The organism is Brucella sp. TWI432, from assembly GCF_039674445.1.
GTDB classification, from domain to species: domain Bacteria; phylum Pseudomonadota; class Alphaproteobacteria; order Rhizobiales; family Rhizobiaceae; genus Brucella; species Brucella chromiisoli.
The window spans coordinates 867,240-888,658 of sequence record NZ_JBDJNL010000001.1 but is presented as its reverse complement, the minus strand read 5'-3'; the positions used below and the strand labels follow the sequence as shown (position 1 = coordinate 888,658).

Below are 21,419 nucleotides of genomic sequence, written 5' to 3'. Positions count from 1 at the left end.
GATGCCACTGACCTTCTGACGGCCCGGTACAGCGGCAGCTCTGAAATATTTTACACAGCGGAGCTGAAGCCGTTTACGCTCTCTCTGCGGAACTCATCAAAGGTTGCAGCAACAAGACGAATCAGCGGCTTTCCATCCTCTGTTGCCGTGATGACACCATCGCGCACTTCCACCAGCCCGTCAGCAACGAGCGGGCGCAGCAAAGCCATTTCGTCCGAGAACTCAATGCCCGGTGCAGCAAGGTTCAAATCAACCCGGAAGTTGCACATGAGTGCCGTAATGATGCTTGCACGCAGTCTGTCGTTGTCGTGCATCGGATAACCACGCACAGTTGCAAGCCCCCCGGTCACAACACGTTTGCTATACTGCCCCACATCGGAGATGTTCTGCGTATAACCAGCCGGATATTGGGATATCGACGATGGTCCGAAGCCAATCAGCGTCTGACACCGGTCTGTCGTGTATCCTTGGAAATTACGATGCAACGTGCCATTTTCTGCGGCAATGGCCAGCGCATCATCCGGCAATGCAAAATGGTCAATGCCGACTGGCTTATAACCGAAACCGATAAAGCTCTCGGCCACTGCGCTTGCCTGCGCAAAGCGCTCATCCGCATCCGGCAGGCTACTTTCGTCAATCAATCTCTGGTTCGCGCGACGTTGCGGCAGATGCGCATACCCAAAGCAAGCGATGCGATCCGGCTTCATCTCGGCCACACGTTCGCAGGTTTCGCGAAGGCTCTCCACAGTTTGAAGTGGCAGACCATAAATCAGATCAAAATTCAGGCGATCAATGCCAGCTTCGCGCAAAAGTGTTACTGCTCTTGCAACGGTTTCTATCGGCTGGATGCGGCCGATCGCCTTTTGTACCTCTGCATTGACATCCTGCACGCCAAGACTCGCACGATTGACACCAATCTGGGCCAGAGCCTCGACCAGAACAGGATTGACCGTGCGCGGATCAAGTTCAATGGCATGTTCCATATCCGGGTGAAAATCAAACGACAGACGAAGTGCAGCGACAATGCGCTTGAACTGGTCGGCATGCAGAATTGAAGGGGTGCCCCCGCCCCAATGTAGATGCACCACCTGCGGACGCGCCGTCAGGCTTGCACCTACCGTTTCGATCTCACTCAAAAGAGCGATCACGAAATTTTCAATAACATCCTCGCGGACGGCCATTTTGGAATGGCATCCGCAGTAATGACAAATCTCTTTGCAATAGGGCACATGGATATAAAGCGAGACACCCTCTTGCGGACCGATCTGACGCAACCAGCTTTTGGTGCTGTCAGCAGTAATCGGGGTGAAATCCACGGCCGTCGGGAACGACGTGTAGCGAGGAACGGCAAGCGCCGCATATCTTCTTATCGCGTCTTCATGCATGGTGATTGCACTCCCCGCTCCTGACGATCCGGTGAGATTCTCCCACCCTTACGCGCATTTGAAGAAGACGGGCATTCTGCCGGGCAAGTCGGCATGAGTCTGCAAGGAATCCCGCACACATGACAGCCGATATTGGTATTGCCAGCCACAATGACACCTGCTCACCTCGTTATCATCGGGCAGCGCCTCAATAAGCTGCCTCAATTTGTACGATCAGATGTAATGGACACACGGGCAATCTTCATTGATTTGGATCAACGAAACTGCAACAAAGAAGTTGGGGGTCAGATATTTTCAGGGTCCATGCCTGCAACAGATGCAAGCGACCGGCGCGAAAGTATTTCCACGGTATTCGCATCAAGCAACTGAATGAGGCCTTGCGTTTTCAGCTTCGTAAAACTGCGACTGACTGTTTCAATCGTCAGGCCCAGATAATCCGCGATATCGGTGCGGTTCATCGACAAATGAACCACATTGGCCTTGCCGCCATGCTTTTCGATCCGTGCGGCCAGAACGAGAAGAAAACTTGCAAGCTTTTCCACCGGCGCAAGACGCCCCAGCACAAGCTGATTGTCACGCGCGGTACGCAATGCCTCACGTGTCATCTGGTAAAGACGCTCTTTCAGCTTCGGGAAGCTCTCCATCAGCCCATCCATTTCCTTTGCCGAGAAAGCGCAAAGAACAGAAGGAACAACAGCTTCGGCAGACTGTGAATAGACGTCATCGTCAGCCAGCCCCAGATAATCGCCTGGCACCAGAAAACCCGCAATCTGGCGACGGCCATCGGGCAGAGATGTATAAATACGCAGCATGCCTGACGTCAGACTAAAGACCCTGCGCTTGAGTTCGCCCTCTTCCACCAGCATTTCATTGGCGCCGAGCTTTTTCGACGTCATGATGGCTTCAAGCGCACCAAGATCGCGATCATCGAGTGCAGAGCAAACTGCCATGCGGCGGACGTCACAGTCCACACAGACGCCACAGGCTGTTCGATGAGAGGGCTTTTTGTCGAATATAAGAGGCACAACAGCCACGACGAATTCCTAGTCAGGGGGGATATGAGCATTGGATTGCCCTTTCCCTAAAATAGGGGGGTGGGGCCAATAACGCAAAGCGCAATTTCGCCGCACGACAAAATTGCGCTCAACACAATCAAGATTATATTCAAAAACGATCAAATATTCCGGCTACCCGGCTTAATTGCTGGAATTGCAGCCAGTTCCGGCGGCAAATCATCAGGCGCATAAGCAGGGACTTCATATTCGGCAAGCGCGATCAGCTTGGTGCCGACATCAGCCTTACCTGCCGATCGATCCACGATACAGGCAGCGGCAACAACCTCAACGCCAATCGCCGTCATGCATTCTATAGTTTCGCGAATCGACAGGCCCGTTGTGACAATGTCTTCGACAATCACAACCCGCGCGCCCTTTGGCACATCAAAGCGGCGCAGGCGGAAAGTGCCATTTTCGCGCTCGACCCAGACCGACGGCACACCGAGATGACGCGATGTTTCATAAGAAGGGATAAGCCCCCCAATTGCAGGGCCGACCACATAATCAATCTGGCCAAGGTCAGCCGCCCTGATCTTTTCCGCGAGGGCTTTGCAGAGCTTCTCTGTTTTATCGGCATGCATGAAAACGCGCGCCTTTTGCAAGAAGATCGGGCTGCGCAGACCAGATGTCAGAATAAAATGGCCTTCAAGGATCGCTCCCGCTTCGCGGAAGACAGCAAGGACGTCTTCGGTTTTCATAGTGCCTTATCCGTTCACGCGCGTTGCGCCACTGACGCTTGCGCTTTCTTTCAACTGCGAAATGATACGATTGAGGTGTTTAAGATCCCAGACCTCAACATCAATGATCATTTCAGTAAAATCGGGTGCAGTGCGCACCATTGAGAGGTTATGAATATTGGCGTCATTGGCAGCCACGATCTGCGCAATTTCAGCCAGAGATCCCGGTGAGTTGATCGCAGACACGCTAATGCGGGCCGGGAAGCGCTCATGCATCCCCTCATCAATATCCCAGCGCACATCAATCCAGCGCTCAGGCTGATCGTCATAAGCTGTCAGCGCCGGCGACTGGATCGGATAGATGGTGATGCCCGCGCCCGGCTGCATGATGCCGACGATACGATCACCGGGGACAGCGCCTTCCGGGGCAAAACGCACCGGCAAATCAGAATTGGTGCCGCGGATTGGCACAGCCTTGCGCTTTTGCTTGTCACCGGTCTCTCCCGGTTCGTGCGCGCCTTCAGAACCTTCCGGCACCTTGAAAATCATGCCTGCCGCGTTCTGAATATTGAACCAGCCCTTTTCACCGGTCTTTGCCGGGCTGTTCTGTGTCGTCACGCGGGTGTCCTGATAGTCAGGATAGACTGCCTTCACAACATCGGTGGATGGCAATTCACCACGACCAACCGCCGCCAGAACATCTTCGACTTCCTTACGCGCCAGACGCGGCAGATGCGGTTTAAGAATATCTTTGCTGTAAGTCTTTCCAGCCCGCTCGAATGCGCGCTCAAGAATGCGCATGCCAAGACCCGAATATTGCTTGCGGACTGCTGAGCGCGTTGCCCGGCGAATGGCAGCGCGTGCCTTGCCCGTTGCAACCAGCGATTCCCATGCAGCAGGCGGCACCTGCGCTTTGGAGCGGATGATATCCACTTCATCGCCGTTTTTAAGCTCGGTCATCAGCGGCATGATGCGGCCATTGACCTTCGCGCCCACGCAGCTATCGCCAATATCCGTATGGACTGCGTAAGCAAAATCAATCGGCGTCGCGCCACGCGGCAGCGCAATCAAACGCCCCTTTGGCGTGAAACAGAAAACCTGATCCTGAAAGAGTTCGAGCTTGGTATGCTCGAGGAATTCTTCCGGGTTGTCACCTTCGGAAAGCTGCTCAATGGTCTGGCGCAGCCAGGCATAGGCGTTGGTTTCAGTGGAAATCTTGTGCGGATTGTTAGCGCTGCCGCGATCCTTGTAAATCGAATGGGCCGCAACACCGAATTCCGCGATTTCATCCATCATGCGCGTGCGGATCTGCAACTCAATACGCTGCCGGGACGGACCGATGATTGTGGTATGCAGCGAACGATAATCGTTCTGCTTTGGTGTCGAAATATAGTCTTTGAAGCGTCCAGGAACCATCGACCATGTGGTGTGGATCAAACCCAGTGCGCGGTAGCAATCCTGTGTTGATTCCACCATGACGCGGAAACCGAAAATATCGGAAAGCTGTTCAAATGACAGGCCCTTGGTTTCCATCTTGCGGAAAACCGACCATGGCTTCTTCTGGCGGCTTTTGACAGTCGCCTTGATGCCGTTCTTCTGAAAAATATCAGAAAGGTCTTCTTCAATCTTTTGCAGAAGGCCGCGATTCTTCTCAAGAAGTTCCGCAAGACGGTCTGTCACCGCGCGCCACGCATCGGGATTGATATAGCGAAAGGCAAGTTCTTCAAGCTCTTCGCGCGTATCCTGCATACCCATGCGGCCAGCAAGCGGCGCATAAATATCCATGGTTTCTTCAGCAATCCGCAAGCGCTTGTCTTCGCGCATGACGCCAAGTGTGCGCATATTATGCAGACGATCTGCAAGCTTCACCAGAAGTACGCGTACATCTTCAGAGATTGCGAGCAGCAACTTGCGCAGGTTTTCAGCCTGCACGGCCTTCTTGGAAACCAGATCCAGTTTCTTGAGCTTCGTCAGCCCTTCGACAAGCTTGCCGATTTCAGGCCCAAAAAGCTGGTCGATTTCCTGACGGGTGGCAGTGGTATCTTCGATGGTGTCATGCAGGAGAGCGATGGCGATTGTGGCTTCATCCAGATGCATGTCTGTGAGAATGGCTGCAACTTCGAGCGGATGCGAAAAATACGGATCTCCGGACGCGCGTTTCTGACTGCCGTGCTTCTGCATGGCATAAACATATGCCTTATTAAGAAGCGCCTCATTCACGTCTGGCTTGTATCGCTGGACACGCTCCACAAGCTCATATTGGCGCATCATCTACGCAAACTCCCTACCCGTCACATATTCAGCGGCCAGTTTGAACGGAAATCGCTAAAAAATATAATAATTTGCGATCTTGCCGACCCATTTTCTGCAAACAACCTTAATTTCCTGACGAATTAGCCCTTAAATTCGTCTGAAACGCATTTTGTACATTGCCTGCATGCATATAAAAACATGCGCCATAGCCTTGCCGGGCTACAGCGCATGCAAAATACGGTAGTCTGGAAGGCAATCAGAAGTCGTCGTTCTTTTCTGGAGCAACGAGGCCTTCGATACCAGCAAGCAGTTCTTCTTCCGACATACGGTCAAAGGAAACAATGTCTTCTTCTCCAGCCTCGGCAATGCCCTCAGCCAGTTCACCGGAAGCATCGGCGAGAAGAGCAGGTGCTGCTGCTTCCGGCTCGTCAACCTCAACATGCTTCTGCAGCGAATGAATAAGATCTTCTTTCAGGTCATCTGGCGAAAGAGTTTCGTCAGCGATTTCACGCAGGGCAACAACCGGGTTTTTATCATTGTCGCGGTCGATCGTAATCTGAGCGCCCTGAGAAATCTGGCGGGCACGGTGACCGGCCAGCAGAACCAGTTCAAAACGGTTCTCGACCTTATCTACGCAGTCCTCAACGGTGACGCGAGCCATGGGCGGTCCCTTTCATTTCCTAAACTTTAACGGAATTTTTCTTGCACATAACGCTTATGCGCCGAAATTACAAGCAAAAGCGGATAATCTGTCCGACGCCGTTTATTACGCCCAGCGGATTTAACACAGTTTATAAATCTGTCTGACAAATACAGGCGCAGGACGCCATTGAGACAATAGATTTTAGTCAATTATCGATTGCTTAAGGCAAATATCTCGCATAAGCAATTAAGCACCAGCAAATAACAACCATGAGTTGCTTGTTTTTCTATAATATCCCCGTAGAACCCAATAAACGTCATTGGTACAAAAAAAGAATACCCCCGTCGTTTAAGAAACAAATCTGAATACGCGGTCGCAGGTCCACTCCCTGTAGGTCGCAGAGTGGATATATTGCACGATGTTCGATTCTCGTGAAAAAATTGCGCTATTTATTGACGGTGCAAATTTATATGCAGCTTCCAAGACACTCGGTTTCGATATTGATTACCGGAAACTTTTGAAGGCTTTCCAGAAACGCGGTTATTTGCTGCGTGCGTATTATTACACCGCTCTGGTTGAGGATCAGGAATATTCGTCGATCCGTCCCCTCATCGACTGGCTCGACTATAACGGCTATAAGGTCGTTACCAAAGCCGCCAAAGAATTTACGGATTCAACGGGTCGCCGCAAGGTCAAGGGCAATATGGACATCGAACTCACCGTCGATGCTATGCAGCTTACCGACACAGTCGATCACTTTGTGATTTTCTCGGGCGACGGTGATTTCCGCTCGCTTGCAGAAGCGTTGCAGCGCAAGGGCCGCAAAGTTTCCGTTGTTTCCACGCTGACAACCCAGCCAGCAATGATTTCCGATGAATTGCGCCGCCAGGCCGATCATTTCATCGACCTTGTTTCGCTGAAGTCTGAAATTGGTCGCGATCCATCTGAACGCCCGCAGCAGCAGCGTCGTCAGGATGATGATCAGGATTACGATTATTGATTGAAAGTGCATCTTGTCCGAAAGCCATTTCACAGTTTTCGGAATGCACTGCGATCAGAACTATTGACGCGGACAATTGTCCGGTTCATGCAAGGTTATGATTTCAGAACCTTCACCGAACTGTGCGATTTGTCCGCGATTGCATGCTTTTCTTCAGGAATGGCGGCACAAAGAGCCTGAATGGCACAACGCACCGGTTGCGCCATTTCTGCCTGCCCATGACGATGACGTGCAGCTTCTGATCGTTGGCCTTGCTCCCGGCTTGCGCGGGGCCAATCGAACTGGGCGCCCTTTTACCGGCGATTATGCAGGCGAACTTCTCTACAGCACCCTATGCGAATTTGGCTTTGCGAGCGGCAAGTTTGAAGCACGGCCCGATGACAGTCTGCGGCTTGTTGACGCCGGTATTGTCAATGCGGTGCGCTGTGTGCCACCTGAAAACAAACCGGTTGGCAGTGAAATCAACAATTGCCGTCAGTTTTTCAGCCCCCTGCTCACGCATTTTAAAAATCTGCGCGCCGTTGTAACGCTGGGTACCATTGCCCATCAGTCGACGGTTCGTGCGATGGGCGCACCGGTGTCCCGCCATCCGTTCGGGCATGGCAAAGAGACAAATATCAATGGCTTGCGGATATTTTCGAGCTACCACTGCTCGCGCTATAATACCAATACCGGCAAGCTGACTGATCCAATGTTTCGGGATATTTTTAGAAATGTGCGTGCTTTTCTGAATGAAAAAAGCGCCTGAAGGCGCTTTTTATTTTTGAAAGCTTCACCTGTGAACGTCAGCCGCGATCACGCAGGAGGCGCGACTTCTCACGGTTCCAATCGCGCTGCTTTTCAGTCTCACGCTTGTCGTGATTCTTCTTACCGCGCGCCACACCAATTTCGAGTTTCGCCCGACCGCGATCGTTGAAGTAGAGTTTCAACGGCACCACTGTCATGCCTTCGCGCGAAACGGACTGGAAAATCCGCGACATTTCGCGACGGCTTATCAGCAGTTTACGCAACCGGCGCGGCTCATGATTGAAGCGATTGCCTTGTGTATATTCCGGGATATAGGAATTGATCAGCCAGAATTCACCATTCTCAAAGCTTGCGTAGCTTTCAGCAATATTGGCCTGATTGGCGCGCAACGACTTCACTTCAGTTCCGGTCAAAACCAGACCGGCCTCAAGCGTATCAATGATTTCGAAATTGTAGCGCGCTTTACGGTTTTCAGCGACCATTTTGCGAGCGGGAGAGTTTTTCGGCTTATTCATAATGCAACCATATAATGCTCATTGCCGGAAATGAAAACGCTCTCGCGCGGGCGAGAGCGTAAAAATCAGTCAACCAGGCAAATTGAACAGCCTTAATTGACAAGCCCTGCATGTTTCATGGCCTGATCGATCTTTTCAGCCGTCGCGGCTTCAATTGTGACCATGGGCGAGCGCAGAACATTTTCGACGCGACCAAGGCGCGACAGAGCATATTTCGGACCGGATGGGTTAGGCTCAATAAACAATGCCTTGTGCAGCGGCATCAGGCGATCCTGCAATTCAAGGGCCTTTGGATAATCCCCCGCCTCACATGCATCCTGAAAGTCTGCACAAAGACGCGGCGCAATATTGGACGTAACCGAAATGCAGCCAACACCGCCATGCGCATTGAAACCAAGCGCTGTCGCATCCTCGCCCGAAAGCTGGATGAAATCCTTGCCGCAGGTGGCGCGCTGCTCGGAAACACGCTCAATCTTGCCGGTGGCATCCTTAACGCCCACGATGTTTTTATGATCGCGCGCCAGTGCGCCCATGGTTTCAGGCGTCATATCGATGATCGAACGACCCGGAATGTTGTAAATGATCAGCGGAATGGAGATCGAACGAGCAACACGCGAAAAATGCTCGTAAAGACCGCGCTGGTTCGGCTTGTTGTAATAAGGGGTGACAACCAGAGCCGCATCTGCACCAGCCTTTTCAGCGTGCTGTGCAAGCTCAATCGCTTCAACCGTATTGTTGGAACCGGCACCCGCAATCACCGGCACACGGCCAGCGGCGACTTCAATACAAACCTCAATAACGCGCTTATGCTCGTCATGTGACAAGGTCGGTGTTTCGCCCGTTGTGCCGACAGGAACGAGCCCTTTGGTGCCCTCTTCAATCTGCCAGTTCACAAAGGCACGAAAGGCTTTCTCGTCGAACGCTCCTTCACTATCGAATGGCGTGACAAGTGCAGTGATCGAGCCTTTCAGCATCTGTGAACTCCTGAGAAATAAGTCATAACCCGACAATACCATCCCGACGATCATATAAGCCAGAATGCCTGCGAGGTGATGCACCATAATCTCGCAGCGCAATTCCGGCAAGCGGGGGAAAAGCGTAAATCAGCGCGTAAGTGACAGTTTTACGAAAATCCCGCCGCTTTTTTCTGTGCCTGTTTGGTCACGAATAACCGGCCAACCAATACTAGGTCGTAAAGAAAAATATAACCTTTTATTAACCAATGCTTCATCCATCACCATCATAGTCTTATGCAGAATCTCCTCTCGGTAGATCAGGCTTAGAAAAGCCAGATTTGCACAATATTTTGCCCGCTATCAGGCACTCTATTCTCATTCGGTCATGCGTAGAAAAACTTTAGATAAGCCATTAAAGCAAAGGGCGCTCGTTTCGGGCGGAATGATGATTGTTGCCTCGCTTTTAGCAGGGCAGATCAGTGCCGCTTACGCGCAATCCGCTTTCCCAACGGATATTCCCACCCCGCTGGCGCGTCCTTTTGCACCAACATCGTCGCATGAATCACCGATCAATCTGGTAACGCCCAAGGCCCGCCCCGCACCGCCAGACCCTGTCATTACCTCTTCATTCCGCCGTGGCGAAAATCCCGCCGCGATCAGCGGCACCCTGAAAGCCGGGCTTGATGCGCTTTACGCGCACAATATTGTCGAAGCGATTGCCTATCGCAATGGCATGACAAAAGGCTCTCTCGATCGCCAGATTCTGACGTGGTCGATTGCAACATCCGGCATCACGGGCATTCCGAGCAGTGAAATCTCGGCAGCGGCGTCTGAACTGGCAGGCTGGCCGGGCATGTCGGCGCTGCGCCGCAATTCGGAGCGCGCTTTGTTTCGGGAAAATGCGCCCGCTGCGACAGTGATTGCCACGTTTAACAACACGCGACCGCAGACAACGGAAGGTATGATCGCGCTTGCCCGCGCCTATGTCAGTATTGGAAGCAACGCCAAGGCGCATCAGCTTCTCGCACCCTGGTGGAGAAGTGAACGCCTTTCCGCAGACGATGAAACACGGGTGCTGAAAGAATTTTCCAACATTCTTACGCGTGATGATCACCAGCACCGCCTGCTGCGCGCGCTCTATAATGATCGCATGCAATCGGCAAAGCTTCTGGCTGGCCCTGCACAGGCGCAGTCGCTTTATAATGCCTATGCAGCACTGGCACAGAAATCACCCAACACCGCGCAAGCGATTGCTGCTGTGGATCGCTCCTGGCACGCCAATCCTGCCTATATGTTTCTGCAAATCCGCTTTTTGCGCCGTGCCGATCGTTTGGATGAAGCAACCAACCTGATGCTGAAAGCACCGAAGAATGCATCGTCGCTGCTTGATCCTGATGCGTGGTGGGTAGAGCGCCGTATCCTGTCGCGCGAGCTTCTCGACATTAACAAGCCGCAGCTTGCCTACAAGCTTGCCGCAGCCCATGACGCAGAATCACCCACGATGGCCGCAGAGGCAGAATTCCATGCGGGTTGGTATGCTTTGCGCGCGCTCAACCAACCCAAACTTGCTGCCCCGCATTTTGCCAGGATCGCCGAAATTTCATCCCGTCCGATTTCCGCCTCCCGCGCCTATTACTGGCTGGGACGTGCGGCAGAAGCAGGTGCCGGCGGCGATGCAGTGCATTATTATCGGCGTTCTGCACATTTTGGTACAACCTTTTATGGACAGCTTTCAGCAGCCAAGCTTCGCGAAAAAGCACCCGAACTGGCCTATCCTCGGCCAAGCGATGCAGATCGCGTGCGTTTCTCTGGCCGCCCTGCCGTGCAGGCGATCAAGCGCCTTGAGCAGATCGGCTATGGCAATCGTGCCAACGCTCTTTACATGCAGCTTTCACAAGAACTCAACAGCGTTGGAGAGCTGGCGCTGCTCGCGGTAATGGCAGAGCACAACAAGAACCATTATCTCGCGCTGCGGGTGGGCAAGACTGCGGCTTTCCGTGGGCTGGATGTCGGTGCATTGTCACATCCGATTGGTGCCATTCCGGCAAATGCTAATATCAGCGGCTCCGGCAAAGCTCTGGCCTACGCGATTGCACGCCAGGAAAGCGAGTTTAATGTCGGGGCTGTTTCCAAGGCCGGTGCACGTGGGCTGCTGCAATTGATGCCAGCCACCGCAAAAAGCATCGCGACCCGCAATGGAATGGCCTATTCCGACCAGAGACTGACCAATGACGCGGCCTATAATGCAACGCTGGGCGCGCATTTCCTCGGCGAACAGCTCGACCGTTTTAACGGTTCTTATGTGCTGACTTTTGCCGGATATAATGCCGGTCCAAGACGGGCAATCGAATGGATGGACCGATATGGCGATCCACGCGGCAAGCCCATCGAAGACGTTGTCGACTGGATTGAGCGCATCCCATTTTCCGAAACACGCAACTATGTACAGCGGGTGATGGAAAACTACGAGGTTTATAAAGCCCGCCTTACAGGTAGCGCGGATATTCGCACTGACCTTATCTATGGCCGACGCTAGAGTATTTCCTGTTTTGATTGAATTATAGGAAATGCTCTATCTCTTTGTTTTCACGCGCATCCTGTGCCGAAAACCGGTTCCCACTTTTCGGGATGTGCTCTAGGCTTGCGTTTTCTTGGCGCGGGCGGGAGCTTTGGATTTGACGCCGGATTTCTTAGGCTTTGCCCGTTTTTTGGCGGCACTGCGCTGATTCGATTGCAAGAGTTTGGCTGCCTGCCCAATCCAGTTCTCGCGCGTCACACGACCGGCAAAACCGATGTGACGCTCAATCCACGCGGCTTGATCCAAGTTCCATTGAGCGATTTGCGCGTAATGGAAAACGCCAAGCTTCTGCAGCATCGTTTCCACTGATTTTCCGATGCCATGGATCGCCGTCAAATCATCAGGAACTGCTTTCAACGGCGCATCCAGCAATTCCGGGCGATGAGGATCTGCGACTTCTACAATTTCATCTTCTATCGTGATCTCTTCTGCCTGCGCGGCCTCCGCTTCCGGGCCTTTTGAACCCACCGTTTGAACGGTCTCGTCTACGGGTTCAGCCGCAGCTTCAACCTGATCTTTCACAGGCTCTTCCACTGTGACTGCCTTGGGCGTTGCAACAGGCTCAGGTTTTTCACTCAACGCTGGCTTTGAAAGAGCCGCCGCAATGATCGTGTCTTCCTGGCTTGTATCCGCGGTCTTTCGGCCTTTGGCGAAGCGTCCGAGAATGCAGCCAATTATAAAAGCAACGGCAATCAAAATCGCCAGTTGGATGATCAACATCGGCATGTAGGTTCCCTCATACTCAACGCTTTTGCGCACAACCAAAATGGCCACAGCAGCAAATCAAAAAACCCCGCACAGATATTCAGTTCCAGAATTACGCAGACCTATATCAATTGCCAGCAGTAAGCCAACCGACAGCGACGCCGATTGCACATGAAATCAGGAGCACTGGCCAAAACATCTCAGCAAGATAAAGCATATGGAGTCCGCCTAACATTCATTTCGAAACGCCCGCCACTTTATACAGAAAGGCACTCGGAGGTCCGGTGTCAATCATGTACGGCGAAGAAACAGGGGATCATAGCGAATAAAGTTTTCTGGAATCAGGGTCTTGCAATATTTGAACCGGCAAGCTCCAATCCAAGGGCCAGCGGCGCATTCAACAAAGCAATCAAAGCATCATAATCCTGATTGCTCAGAGCTATCCCCTTGAGCGATAGTTTCGTATCGGAAATTTCGATTTCCGCATTTGAGAGTTTTCTGGCGAGATCGACAGCGAAGAGAACACGGCCTTCGAATTCCGGCTGAGCGCCCCGCGCCAGCGCCATCTCGTCATCCACCAATCCGTTCTGCACAGCCGACTCGGCAGCAACCATGATCGCATCACGCATGGAATTGTCGGGAATATAGCCGGATAGAACGATCCCCTCCCCGCTTTTGGTCAGTTTGAAAATGTATGGGCTGGCTGCCTCAAGAACGGTTGTCAAATCTGAAATGTCACCAACGCCCGGCACACTGCGCAAGGCGAGGATAGCGGCCCTTTGTGTTTCGGGATCCGGTGCCACACCTTTAAGCGCGAGGTTACGGCCATCGACATCAAAACCGCTCCAGCTATAGGAGGACAATGCTTGCGCCGAACGTGCCGAAATATCGGCTTCAATGCGATCCGTACCGAACCATAGCGCCAATGCGGTCAGGGCCGCGGTCCACGTCACGCCTGGCCAGAACCATTTTAACATGAGCCAGTATCTCCGCTGAAACTGTGTCTTGTCTTTAGCAACAGAGAAACCCCCAGGCCTGAAAAAGCAAGAGCTACGCGGGATTTAAGAGACAGACATAACAAAAAACCCGGCAGCTGAGCTGCCGGGTTTCCTGTAACCAATCCGTTAGGATTAGAACGAACGCTGGAAGCGAACCATACCCTGCCAAGCGTCCTGGCCCTTAAGGACAGAAAGCTTGTCGTCCCACTTGGTGTAGGAAACTTCAGGAGTGATGGTGAAGCCTGGAACCAGTTCGTAAGCAACGTTTGCAGTTGCTGCGAAGGTCTTCGCATCTTCGTAAGCGAGCTGAAGGTTGAAGGTAGCCTTGTCGGTTGCCTTGAACTTCGCGCCACCCCAAACAGCCCAATCGCCACCCCAGGTGCCGTAGAAGCTGTCGATTGCACGGATACCACGGAACTGACCGTTAGCATCTGTGAAACCGTAGTAGGTGTCGTTATTGGACTTATAGCCACCCATTACCCATACGGAGAACTGGTCAGTTACGTTTACGTCGAGGCGAACTTTACCAGCCCATTCTTCGTTACGTGCGTCGTAAGCTGCAACACCAGTGATCGAACCCCAGCCCTGAGCATACTTCAGGCCACCAACAACATGTGGTGTGTAGTCATCAATGATACCATTGAAGTCTACGTCGCCGTTGCTGCCCTGTTCAAGAGCGATGATAGCCGAGAAGCCATTGCCGCCAGTGAAGGTGTAGCTGATTGCGTTGGTGCGATAGCCACCAGCAAGGATCACGTCGTCGTTGATGACGTCGCCGAGGTAACCAGGGAAGGTTACGAATGCGGATTCATCAAGACCAACGCGCAGACCGCCGAGCTGGATATAGCCATAACGCAGAGTACCGGTCGAACCTGAATCTGCACCGTTCTGGTACTGGAAGCGAACTTCCGAATAGGTCTTCAGAGTACCGAGTTCGGTTTCCGAAGCGGTCGACAGACGCAGCGAGAAGCGTGTCAAGAAGTCGTAAGTGTCACGATCTTTTTTACCCGATGGAGCGAAAACAGTGCCGCCATCAGCGTTACGGGTAAGACCACCGCCACGGTAGTAAACGTCGTCGCCGCCCTTAACGTCTGCACGAACATAGCCGTGGATGCGCAGGCAGGTTTCGGTGCCTGGGATGTAGAAGTAGCCAGCGCCGTATGCATCGCAAACGCGGACATATTCAACTGCTTCTGGCTCTGGAGCGACGATAGCGTCTGCTGCCTGAGCGCCGGAAGCTGCAACGAGAGCTGCAGCGGAGCCGAGGAGAAGGCTCTTAATGTTCATTTCTGACCTCCAGTCAAAGTTAAAAATGGGTCTGGGCATTCTGATTTGGCTGAAGGACAACCTGTCCCCATCCCCTGATGAAAAAGTCGCCCCGAAGCGCTCCTTCTTCTGGATGTGAAGATACTCGTCATCGTTTTCTATTCAACATCGAATATTGCCAACCAGTCCTCAGAGGCACTCTATGACAGCTCGTTGTTGCAGAAATGACACGAAATTGCCCGACTTTAATTCGGAAATTAAGGTTTTATTAGTGTTTATGAACAGCGGTTAATCTGTCTTAACGTTTGAAAACATGGATTTTTTAGCAATTCCGCAAAATCGAAACAGCGAATCCCAGCATAAATATCGAAATCTGTCGCAAATCAGCTCTCAGCATCGAATCCGCCACAATCCGAATTCCACCCGCGCGAATCCCTCATGCTAAATCCACGCAATACGGGCATTGAAATGATGGATGAATGTCCGGAAATTCGTACTTATGAACACGTCTGCATATATTAAAGTGTAAATTTTACTGTGAAATTTGCCATTCACCTATCAAATCGCTTGAAATGATGAAGCGTACCGGCTATCTCGCCCTTACCGGAGAGGTGGCCGAGTGGTCGAAGGCGCTCCCCTGCTAAGGGAGTAGACCCGGAAGGGTCTCGTGGGTTCGAATCCCATCCTCTCCGCCATCACACAGAGATTGTGTTCCCATTCAGAACGAATAATTCAGCTTTCAAGCTGAGAGCGGCTGCTTTTTACCAGCCTCTATAACTTTCTGTCTTTTCATATCTTCGCAGTCGAAAATTTGTAAGCTATTGAATTAATGACATTTATTGAGTTCCTGTCGATTCTTGACTGGAGGTCAGAAATGAACATTAAGAGCCTTCTCCTCGGCTCCGCTGCAGCTCTCGTTGCAGCTTCCGGCGCTCAGGCAGCAGACGCTATCGTCGCTCCAGAGCCAGAAGCAGTTGAATATGTCCGCGTTTGCGATGCATACGGCGCTGGCTACTTCTACATCCCAGGCACCGAAACCTGCCTGCGCATCCACGGTTATGTCCGCTATGATGCAGCCGCTGGCCGTGACGCGTATGATGGGTACGACTCAAAGACCTGGAACAAGAACACGCGCTTCACGCTGCGCACCTCAACCGCTTCTGAAACCGAACTCGGTACCCTGAAGACCTACACAGAAAACCGTTTCAACTTCACGAACGGCTATCAGGGTGACCACACGCTGAACTTCGCTTACATTCAGCTCGGTGGCCTTCGTCTTGGTCTTGATGAATCGGCATTCCACACCTTCACGGGTTATCTCGGCGACATCATCAACGATGACGTTGTTGCAGCAGGCGTATATCGCACAAATCTGATCAGCTACACCTTCTCCGGTGGCAATGGTTTCTCAGCAATCCTGTCGCTTGAACAGGGCGGCGGCAGCTATATTGACAATGACGATTTCGATAATGACGGCGACTTTCTGGAATCCAATGTTATCGACGACTACATGCCGCATGTTGTGGGTGGTCTGAAGTATGCTCAGGGCTGGGGTTCGATCGCCGGTGTTGCTGCTTACGATTCGCTGCTAGAAGAGTGGGCTGGCAAGGTTCGTGTTGATGTGAACATCACAGACCAGTTCTCGATCTGGGCGCAGGGCGGTTATTCCTCTTACGAGGATGCAATCGGCATGTACGGAAACTGGGGTGGTAATTGGGCTGTCTGGGGCGGTGCGAAGTTCCACGCAACAGAAAAAGCAACTTTCAACATACAGGCCGCTTACGAAGACTGGGGCAAAACCGCAATCGCTGCGAACGTTGCATATGAGCTCGTTCCAGGCTTCACCATCACTCCAGAAGTCAATTACACCCGTTGGGATAGCGATCACCCTGCCCTCGTGGACGGACGTGCCTATAATAAGGATGCTTTCGGCGGCATTATCCGCTTCCAGCGTTCTTTCTAAAAGTCACCTGATATGAAGAACTGACGCCAACCACTCGAAGTTGGCGTCAGCTACCAAGCAAGCGCTCTTAGGTGCTTGAACCTGTGTTCTTTCGAAATGGGGATTTCGATAGAACAAAATGAAGAGTTACGGGAACGAATAAAAAGGGGGCAATGGGGTCTTTAGAGGATCGTAATATGTCTCCAACTAATGTTAGCTTGCTTATCTTGTGCTTTACTTGTTATTTCTCTAAGTGTGTTCTCCATAATAATATGGGGGACCTACTATGATCATCGTTGGGGGCACGACGATTGATAGTGGCGATACATATTCGCCAGTTGTCGATTATAATCTGGAATATACATCTGTCAGGAATCAGAAACACAGAATTGTCGAACAATTCTCACTGGCTGAACTAACAGGAAAATATATTAACATTCTCTGGGATGACGGATCGCACAAGTATAATGTTAAATCGTTTCTCGGTGAGATAGACGAGATTTTGAAAGGCGCCCGCTTTTCGGGTTTCGATCAGGAAATGCTCGACTTTGTCATTGGTTCGCTTCGTGAGCGCGGTAACAGCAATGCAACCATCAATAGAAAGATGGCTGCTTTGAGCAAGCTGCTGCGAAAGGCGAACAAGATGGGGGATATTTACAGTCTGCCGGAATTTGTCCGACAAAAAGAGCGCGTGGGACGGATTCGATTTCTCGAATATGAGGAAGAAAAGCGACTATTCGCTGCCATCAAATATCGATGTGAAGAAAGTTACAGATTAGCCGTTTTTCTTGTCGATACTGGCTGTCGCCTCGGAGAAGCCATAGGGCTGACCTGGAATGACCTGCAGGATCAGCGTGTTACCTTCTGGCTGACAAAATCCAACAGAAGCCGCACAGTTCCTTTGACCCGCCGTGCACGCAAAGCGACTACGATTGAACGTCAGCGCCTTAAAGGGCCTTTCTCGATGCTCAATCAGGTTCGTTTCCGCCAGGTATGGAACGATGCAAAAATTGAAGTTGGCCTTGGGGCGGATGATCAGGTCGTTCCGCATATTTTGCGCCATACCTGCGCGTCGCGTCTCGTGCGCGGAGGGATCGATATTCGACGTGTTCAAATGTGGCTGGGGCATCAAACTTTGCAGATGACAATGCGTTACGCCCATCTCGCAACCCATGATCTCGATTCGTGTGTGAAGGTTCTGGAGATTCAGTAGAGCGTTTCCAGCAAAAGCGCGAAGCGGTTCTGCGTGGGATAATGCGTAAAAACAAACAGGGAGAGCATTTCCAACCCTTCAGTCAAAACAGGAAATGCTCTCACTCAGGGCTGTCGGGATACAAGCACTGGCGCCGATTTTGTCAGATATTTCTACCATCTAAGCGCGGTTTGATCTGATTAAATCACATCTGTGCTCTGCCCAATTTCATTTTAGAGCGCATCCCGAAAAGTGTGAAACGGCTTTCGGGAAAGATGCGCGTTAAAACAAATGCTTAGAGCGGTGATTTGATTGGATCAGATCGGCGCTCCAAGCATAATCTTATCGATCCTCATCTCACTGCGGTGTGGTTCACGCACGAAACGGGGTCAGACTCTATCTGGTTATCATCACAGCTTGATCGTTAGGCTCACGCCTATTCATTGAATGAAAATGACACCTATAACGACCAGCTATGCAAGGAAAGACGCGAAGAACGGGACCTTTCCCCATCTCAACGGCTTGACGCAGCAGATCGCCTGTTCATTTTGGTGCCCGAAGGAGGTGGCCCAGCCGCCAGGCTACTGTGTCAAAAAGGCTCGACCCCGTTGCGTTGCGATATTCTTTAAGCGCTTTGATCGCAGTGTCAGCGATATGACGCGCTTTTTTTCGAAGAGCAAAACAGCGATCATATGCGGTGCATATTCGTTGCTCTGGCAGAGCCGATAAGCCGAAGACAAAATATTGCAATAATTCGGCTGTGCTTCCGTCTGCAACTGGCAGAAACTGATCCAAGTTGATATGGCTAGGGAAAAGTCGTTATTCGTGAGTTTGTGAACACAGGTTTCCATCTTCTGTCGTTCTTAGCCTTACAAAGAAATCAATCGGAAGCAAAATGGCATCGCCTCGACTTACGCCGCTTGTTGAAAGCCTCCCCTCCACCGTTCCTTTCACCGGGCCTGAAACGCTGGAATTACAGCGCGGAAAACCTTTCACAGCGCGCATCGGTGCAAATGAAAGCAGCTTTGGCCCCGCTCCATCCGTCATTCAGGCCATGCAGGAAGAAGCCTCAGAGGTCTGGAAGTATGGCGATCCGGAAAACTATGCGCTTCGTCAGGCAATTGCCGCTCATCACCGGGTAAAGCCTGAAAACATCATGCCGGGTGCAGGTGTCGATGCACTGCTGGGGCTTGTTGTCAGGCTATATGTTCAACAAGGTGATAAAGTCATCAATTCACTCGGTGGCTATCCTACCTTTAATTATCATGTAGCGGGCTTTGGCGGAAATCTGCTGACTGTCCCTTACAATGCTGACAAGCCTGACCTCGACGCTCTTATTGATAAAGCGCATCAGGAAAAGCCGGCGCTGCTTTATATTTCCAATCCGGACAATCCGATGGGGACATGGCATGACGGGGCGGATATTCAGGCATTTATCGAGCGCATCCCAGAAACAACAATGCTAATTCTCGATGAAGCTTACTGCGAAACCGGACCAGCCTCAGCATTCCCGGCCTTTGAGACCGACCGCACAAACATCCTGCGCATGCGCACTTTTTCCAAGGCTTACGGACTTGCAGGGATTCGCGTCGGCTATGCTGTAGGCTGTGCAGATGCGATCAAGTCATTTGACAAAATCCGCGACCATTTTGCGGTCAGCCGGATTGCACAGGCGGCTGCAATTGCTGCATTGAAAGATCAGGATTATCTGCACGCGGTCGTAGGGAAGATTCATGCGGGCCGGGATCGAGTAGCGAAAATCGCAGAACAGCAGGGGCTAAAACCTATTCCTTCAGCCACGAATTTCGTCACCATTGATTGCGGACATGACGGAGCTTTTGCGACCGCTGTTCTCAATGGTCTGATTGAACGGGACATTTTTGTCCGCAAACCCGGCGCGCCTGTCCTTGATCGCTGCATTCGCGTGAGTGTTGGTGTGAATGAACAACTGGATATGTTTGAAGCAGCATTGCCCGCAGCACTTGCAAGTGCCCGAAACGCTTTAAACAAAGCCTGAGAGCGGAGTAATGATATGTCGATCCAAAACAGCAGCCAACCCCGCAATATTCTGTTTGGCACACTTGCAGGCCTTTGTGGTGCTCTGGCCATAGCGGCCTATGCCGGTGCAGCACATGGCGGGGAGAATCATCTAAGTGCCATCGCTCCGATATTGCTCGGCCACGCCCCTGCCCTGCTGGTTTTGTCACTGATTATTCCAAACAGCCGTGTCGCAAATATTGGCGCGGCAGTGCTGGTGGCGGGGCTGGTGCTGTTCTGTGGCGATCTGTTTATGCGGGATATGATCGGGAACAGGCTATTTCCGATGGCGGCCCCTACCGGCGGGAGCCTCATGATTCTGGGCTGGCTCGTGGTGGGGGTGAGCGGCTGGTTTAAAAGAGGCTGAGCAACAGCCACCCGAATAAAAAAGGGCCTTGCCGATCAGCAAGGCCCCTTCCATCTAAAACGGTGCAAGTTCAAACCGACTTAAAGCCGTTTAAGATAAAGTATCCCCAGCAAAAGTGCGAAAAACCTTTGCGTTGAATAATGCGTAGAGCAAAAACAGGGCTGTCCCCGCCGTTTGTAACGTGCGGGAACAGCTCTGAACTTACGAATTGCCCTTCAGGCGTGCATTGCAAAGGCTGTAGTAGCCGCCGCCCTTCTGGACCCACTTAAGTCCGCCAAGCGCATTTGCATCCTTGGCCGCATGATACTGCTCAAGGCAAGTATGCATGCGCGCCTTGCCCGGAGATTCATTTGAGAACTTGGCAGAAACAGCTGTCGGGAATTTCACACCACGCGGTGCAGCAACAGTTGGCGCAGGAGGCTCTGAATTGCCATCGGTGGTCAGCGCAACCGGATCCGCACCCGGTCCACATTCCGACTTACGGAAATCGTTCCACTTGACACCGCCATCGGTACCGGCATCTTTTGCTGCCTGATATTTTGTGCTGCACTGCTTCATGCTAAGGCCTTTGCCAGCATCATCTGCAGCAGGAGCGGCTGCATTTTTGGCAGGGGCTGCGGCTTTATTCGCCGGAACAACCGGAGCAGCGGGCGCTGCGGCTGCATCGTCACCACACTGCGATTTACGGAAATCATTCCATTTTACACCGCCAAGCGTTCCAGCATCTTTGGCAGCCTGATACTTCGCGCTACACTCTTTCATGGTCAGTGCGCTTGCCGGGGATGAGAAAACCAAGGCAGATGCGCCCAAAATCATTGCGGTGCCGGCCATGGCTGTAAAGGTACGAATAGACATCGCGTCGCTCCCTGTCAGATACGGACTATTGAATTCGTTGTATACGGATCGCTTCTCACGATATTTCAAAACAGCGAATGTGTTTGATCGACCGCAATAGCTTTTATATTTCTTACTCTACTAAGCTTGATATGATACAAGGTATATGTCAATCAATTGCTTAATATTAACATTATCTACAACACAAAATTTCTGACCGTCATTTTTTATGTGTTACTTAGTTTAGATGTGCAAAGTAAATATATCGA

Annotated in this window: 18 protein-coding genes and 1 tRNA gene; 8 read left to right on the top strand and 11 right to left on the bottom strand. The window is 51.8% G+C overall.

The annotated features are described in order from the left end of the window. Window positions 1–50: 50 nt before the first annotated feature. The 5 genes from hemN to rpoZ form a co-directional block, all read right to left on the bottom strand. Window positions 51–1,385: an oxygen-independent coproporphyrinogen III oxidase gene (gene hemN, locus ABE527_RS04375; RefSeq protein ID WP_499696230.1), complete on the bottom strand. Its 1,335-nt coding sequence runs from the start codon at window positions 1,383–1,385 to the stop codon at window positions 51–53. A 284-nt stretch (window positions 1,386–1,669) separates the two neighbouring features. Next, window positions 1,670–2,419 (bottom strand): helix-turn-helix domain-containing protein, encoded by a 750-nt coding sequence (locus tag ABE527_RS04370; RefSeq protein ID WP_499696229.1) that lies wholly within the window; start codon window positions 2,417–2,419, stop codon window positions 1,670–1,672. Between the two features lie 140 nt (window positions 2,420–2,559). Continuing rightward, window positions 2,560–3,138, bottom strand: a complete 579-nt coding sequence (pyrE, locus tag ABE527_RS04365; protein WP_265983259.1) for an orotate phosphoribosyltransferase — start codon at window positions 3,136–3,138, stop codon at window positions 2,560–2,562. Window positions 3,139–3,144: 6 nt separating this feature from the next. Then, window positions 3,145–5,388, bottom strand: a complete 2,244-nt coding sequence (locus ABE527_RS04360; protein ID WP_265983258.1) for a RelA/SpoT family protein — start codon at window positions 5,386–5,388, stop codon at window positions 3,145–3,147. 238 nt (window positions 5,389–5,626) lie between these two features. After that, entirely contained in the window at window positions 5,627–6,031 is a 405-nt protein-coding gene (gene rpoZ / locus ABE527_RS04355; RefSeq protein ID WP_265983257.1) for a DNA-directed RNA polymerase subunit omega, read from the bottom strand. A 400-nt stretch (window positions 6,032–6,431) separates the two neighbouring features. On the opposite strand from rpoZ, the gene ABE527_RS04350 reads away from it, so the two are divergent. Both ABE527_RS04350 and ABE527_RS04345 read left to right on the top strand, forming a co-directional pair. Next, the gene (locus tag ABE527_RS04350; protein WP_265983255.1) at window positions 6,432–7,013 is read left to right on the top strand and encodes a LabA-like NYN domain-containing protein; all 582 of its coding nucleotides are present in this window, start codon (window positions 6,432–6,434) and stop codon (window positions 7,011–7,013) included. Window positions 7,014–7,110: 97 nt separating this feature from the next. After that, window positions 7,111–7,761, top strand: coding sequence for a uracil-DNA glycosylase (locus tag ABE527_RS04345; protein WP_265983253.1), 651 nt, complete (start codon window positions 7,111–7,113; stop codon window positions 7,759–7,761). Window positions 7,762–7,798: 37 nt separating this feature from the next. Here the strand turns inward: ABE527_RS04345 and smpB are convergent, their stop codons facing one another. Both smpB and dapA read right to left on the bottom strand, forming a co-directional pair. Next, window positions 7,799–8,275, bottom strand: a complete 477-nt coding sequence (gene smpB, locus ABE527_RS04340; RefSeq protein ID WP_499693571.1) for an SsrA-binding protein SmpB — start codon at window positions 8,273–8,275, stop codon at window positions 7,799–7,801. Between the two features lie 92 nt (window positions 8,276–8,367). Beyond that, complete coding sequence (dapA, locus tag ABE527_RS04335; protein WP_265983249.1) at window positions 8,368–9,249, bottom strand: 4-hydroxy-tetrahydrodipicolinate synthase; 882 nt, start codon at window positions 9,247–9,249, stop codon at window positions 8,368–8,370. A 424-nt stretch (window positions 9,250–9,673) separates the two neighbouring features. On the opposite strand from dapA, the gene ABE527_RS04330 reads away from it, so the two are divergent. Further along, the gene (locus ABE527_RS04330) at window positions 9,674–11,767 is read left to right on the top strand and encodes a lytic transglycosylase domain-containing protein (protein WP_499696228.1); all 2,094 of its coding nucleotides are present in this window, start codon (window positions 9,674–9,676) and stop codon (window positions 11,765–11,767) included. 99 nt (window positions 11,768–11,866) lie between these two features. On the opposite strand, the gene ABE527_RS04325 is transcribed toward ABE527_RS04330, so the two are convergent. From ABE527_RS04325 to ABE527_RS04315, 3 genes are all read right to left on the bottom strand, one after another. Beyond that, the gene (locus ABE527_RS04325) at window positions 11,867–12,535 is read right to left on the bottom strand and encodes a helix-hairpin-helix domain-containing protein (protein ID WP_499696227.1); all 669 of its coding nucleotides are present in this window, start codon (window positions 12,533–12,535) and stop codon (window positions 11,867–11,869) included. A gap of 320 nt (window positions 12,536–12,855) precedes the next feature. Continuing rightward, window positions 12,856–13,491: a BON domain-containing protein gene (locus tag ABE527_RS04320; protein WP_499696226.1), complete on the bottom strand. Its 636-nt coding sequence runs from the start codon at window positions 13,489–13,491 to the stop codon at window positions 12,856–12,858. Between the two features lie 153 nt (window positions 13,492–13,644). Next, window positions 13,645–14,799 carry a porin gene (locus tag ABE527_RS04315; protein ID WP_499696225.1) on the bottom strand — a complete coding sequence of 385 codons (1,155 nt, stop codon included), beginning with the start codon at window positions 14,797–14,799 and terminating at the stop codon, window positions 13,645–13,647. A 584-nt stretch (window positions 14,800–15,383) separates the two neighbouring features. Here ABE527_RS04315 and ABE527_RS04310 point away from each other — a divergent pair. From ABE527_RS04310 to ABE527_RS04290, 5 genes are all read left to right on the top strand, one after another. Then, a tRNA-Ser gene (locus tag ABE527_RS04310) sits at window positions 15,384–15,473 on the top strand. A gap of 179 nt (window positions 15,474–15,652) precedes the next feature. Then, a complete protein-coding gene (locus ABE527_RS04305) occupies window positions 15,653–16,741 on the top strand; it encodes a porin (RefSeq protein WP_499696224.1) in 1,089 nt (362 codons plus the stop codon). Between the two features lie 265 nt (window positions 16,742–17,006). Beyond that, window positions 17,007–17,933, top strand: a complete 927-nt coding sequence (locus ABE527_RS04300; RefSeq protein ID WP_499696223.1) for a tyrosine-type recombinase/integrase — start codon at window positions 17,007–17,009, stop codon at window positions 17,931–17,933. An 874-nt stretch (window positions 17,934–18,807) separates the two neighbouring features. Next, entirely contained in the window at window positions 18,808–19,929 is a 1,122-nt protein-coding gene (locus tag ABE527_RS04295) for a pyridoxal phosphate-dependent aminotransferase (protein WP_499696222.1), read from the top strand. Between the two features lie 15 nt (window positions 19,930–19,944). After that, window positions 19,945–20,316, top strand: a complete 372-nt coding sequence (locus ABE527_RS04290) for a DUF423 domain-containing protein (protein ID WP_499696221.1) — start codon at window positions 19,945–19,947, stop codon at window positions 20,314–20,316. A 201-nt stretch (window positions 20,317–20,517) separates the two neighbouring features. Here the strand turns inward: ABE527_RS04290 and ABE527_RS04285 are convergent, their stop codons facing one another. After that, window positions 20,518–21,171, bottom strand: coding sequence for an antifreeze protein (locus tag ABE527_RS04285; RefSeq protein ID WP_499696220.1), 654 nt, complete (start codon window positions 21,169–21,171; stop codon window positions 20,518–20,520). Window positions 21,172–21,419: the final 248 nt, after the last annotated feature.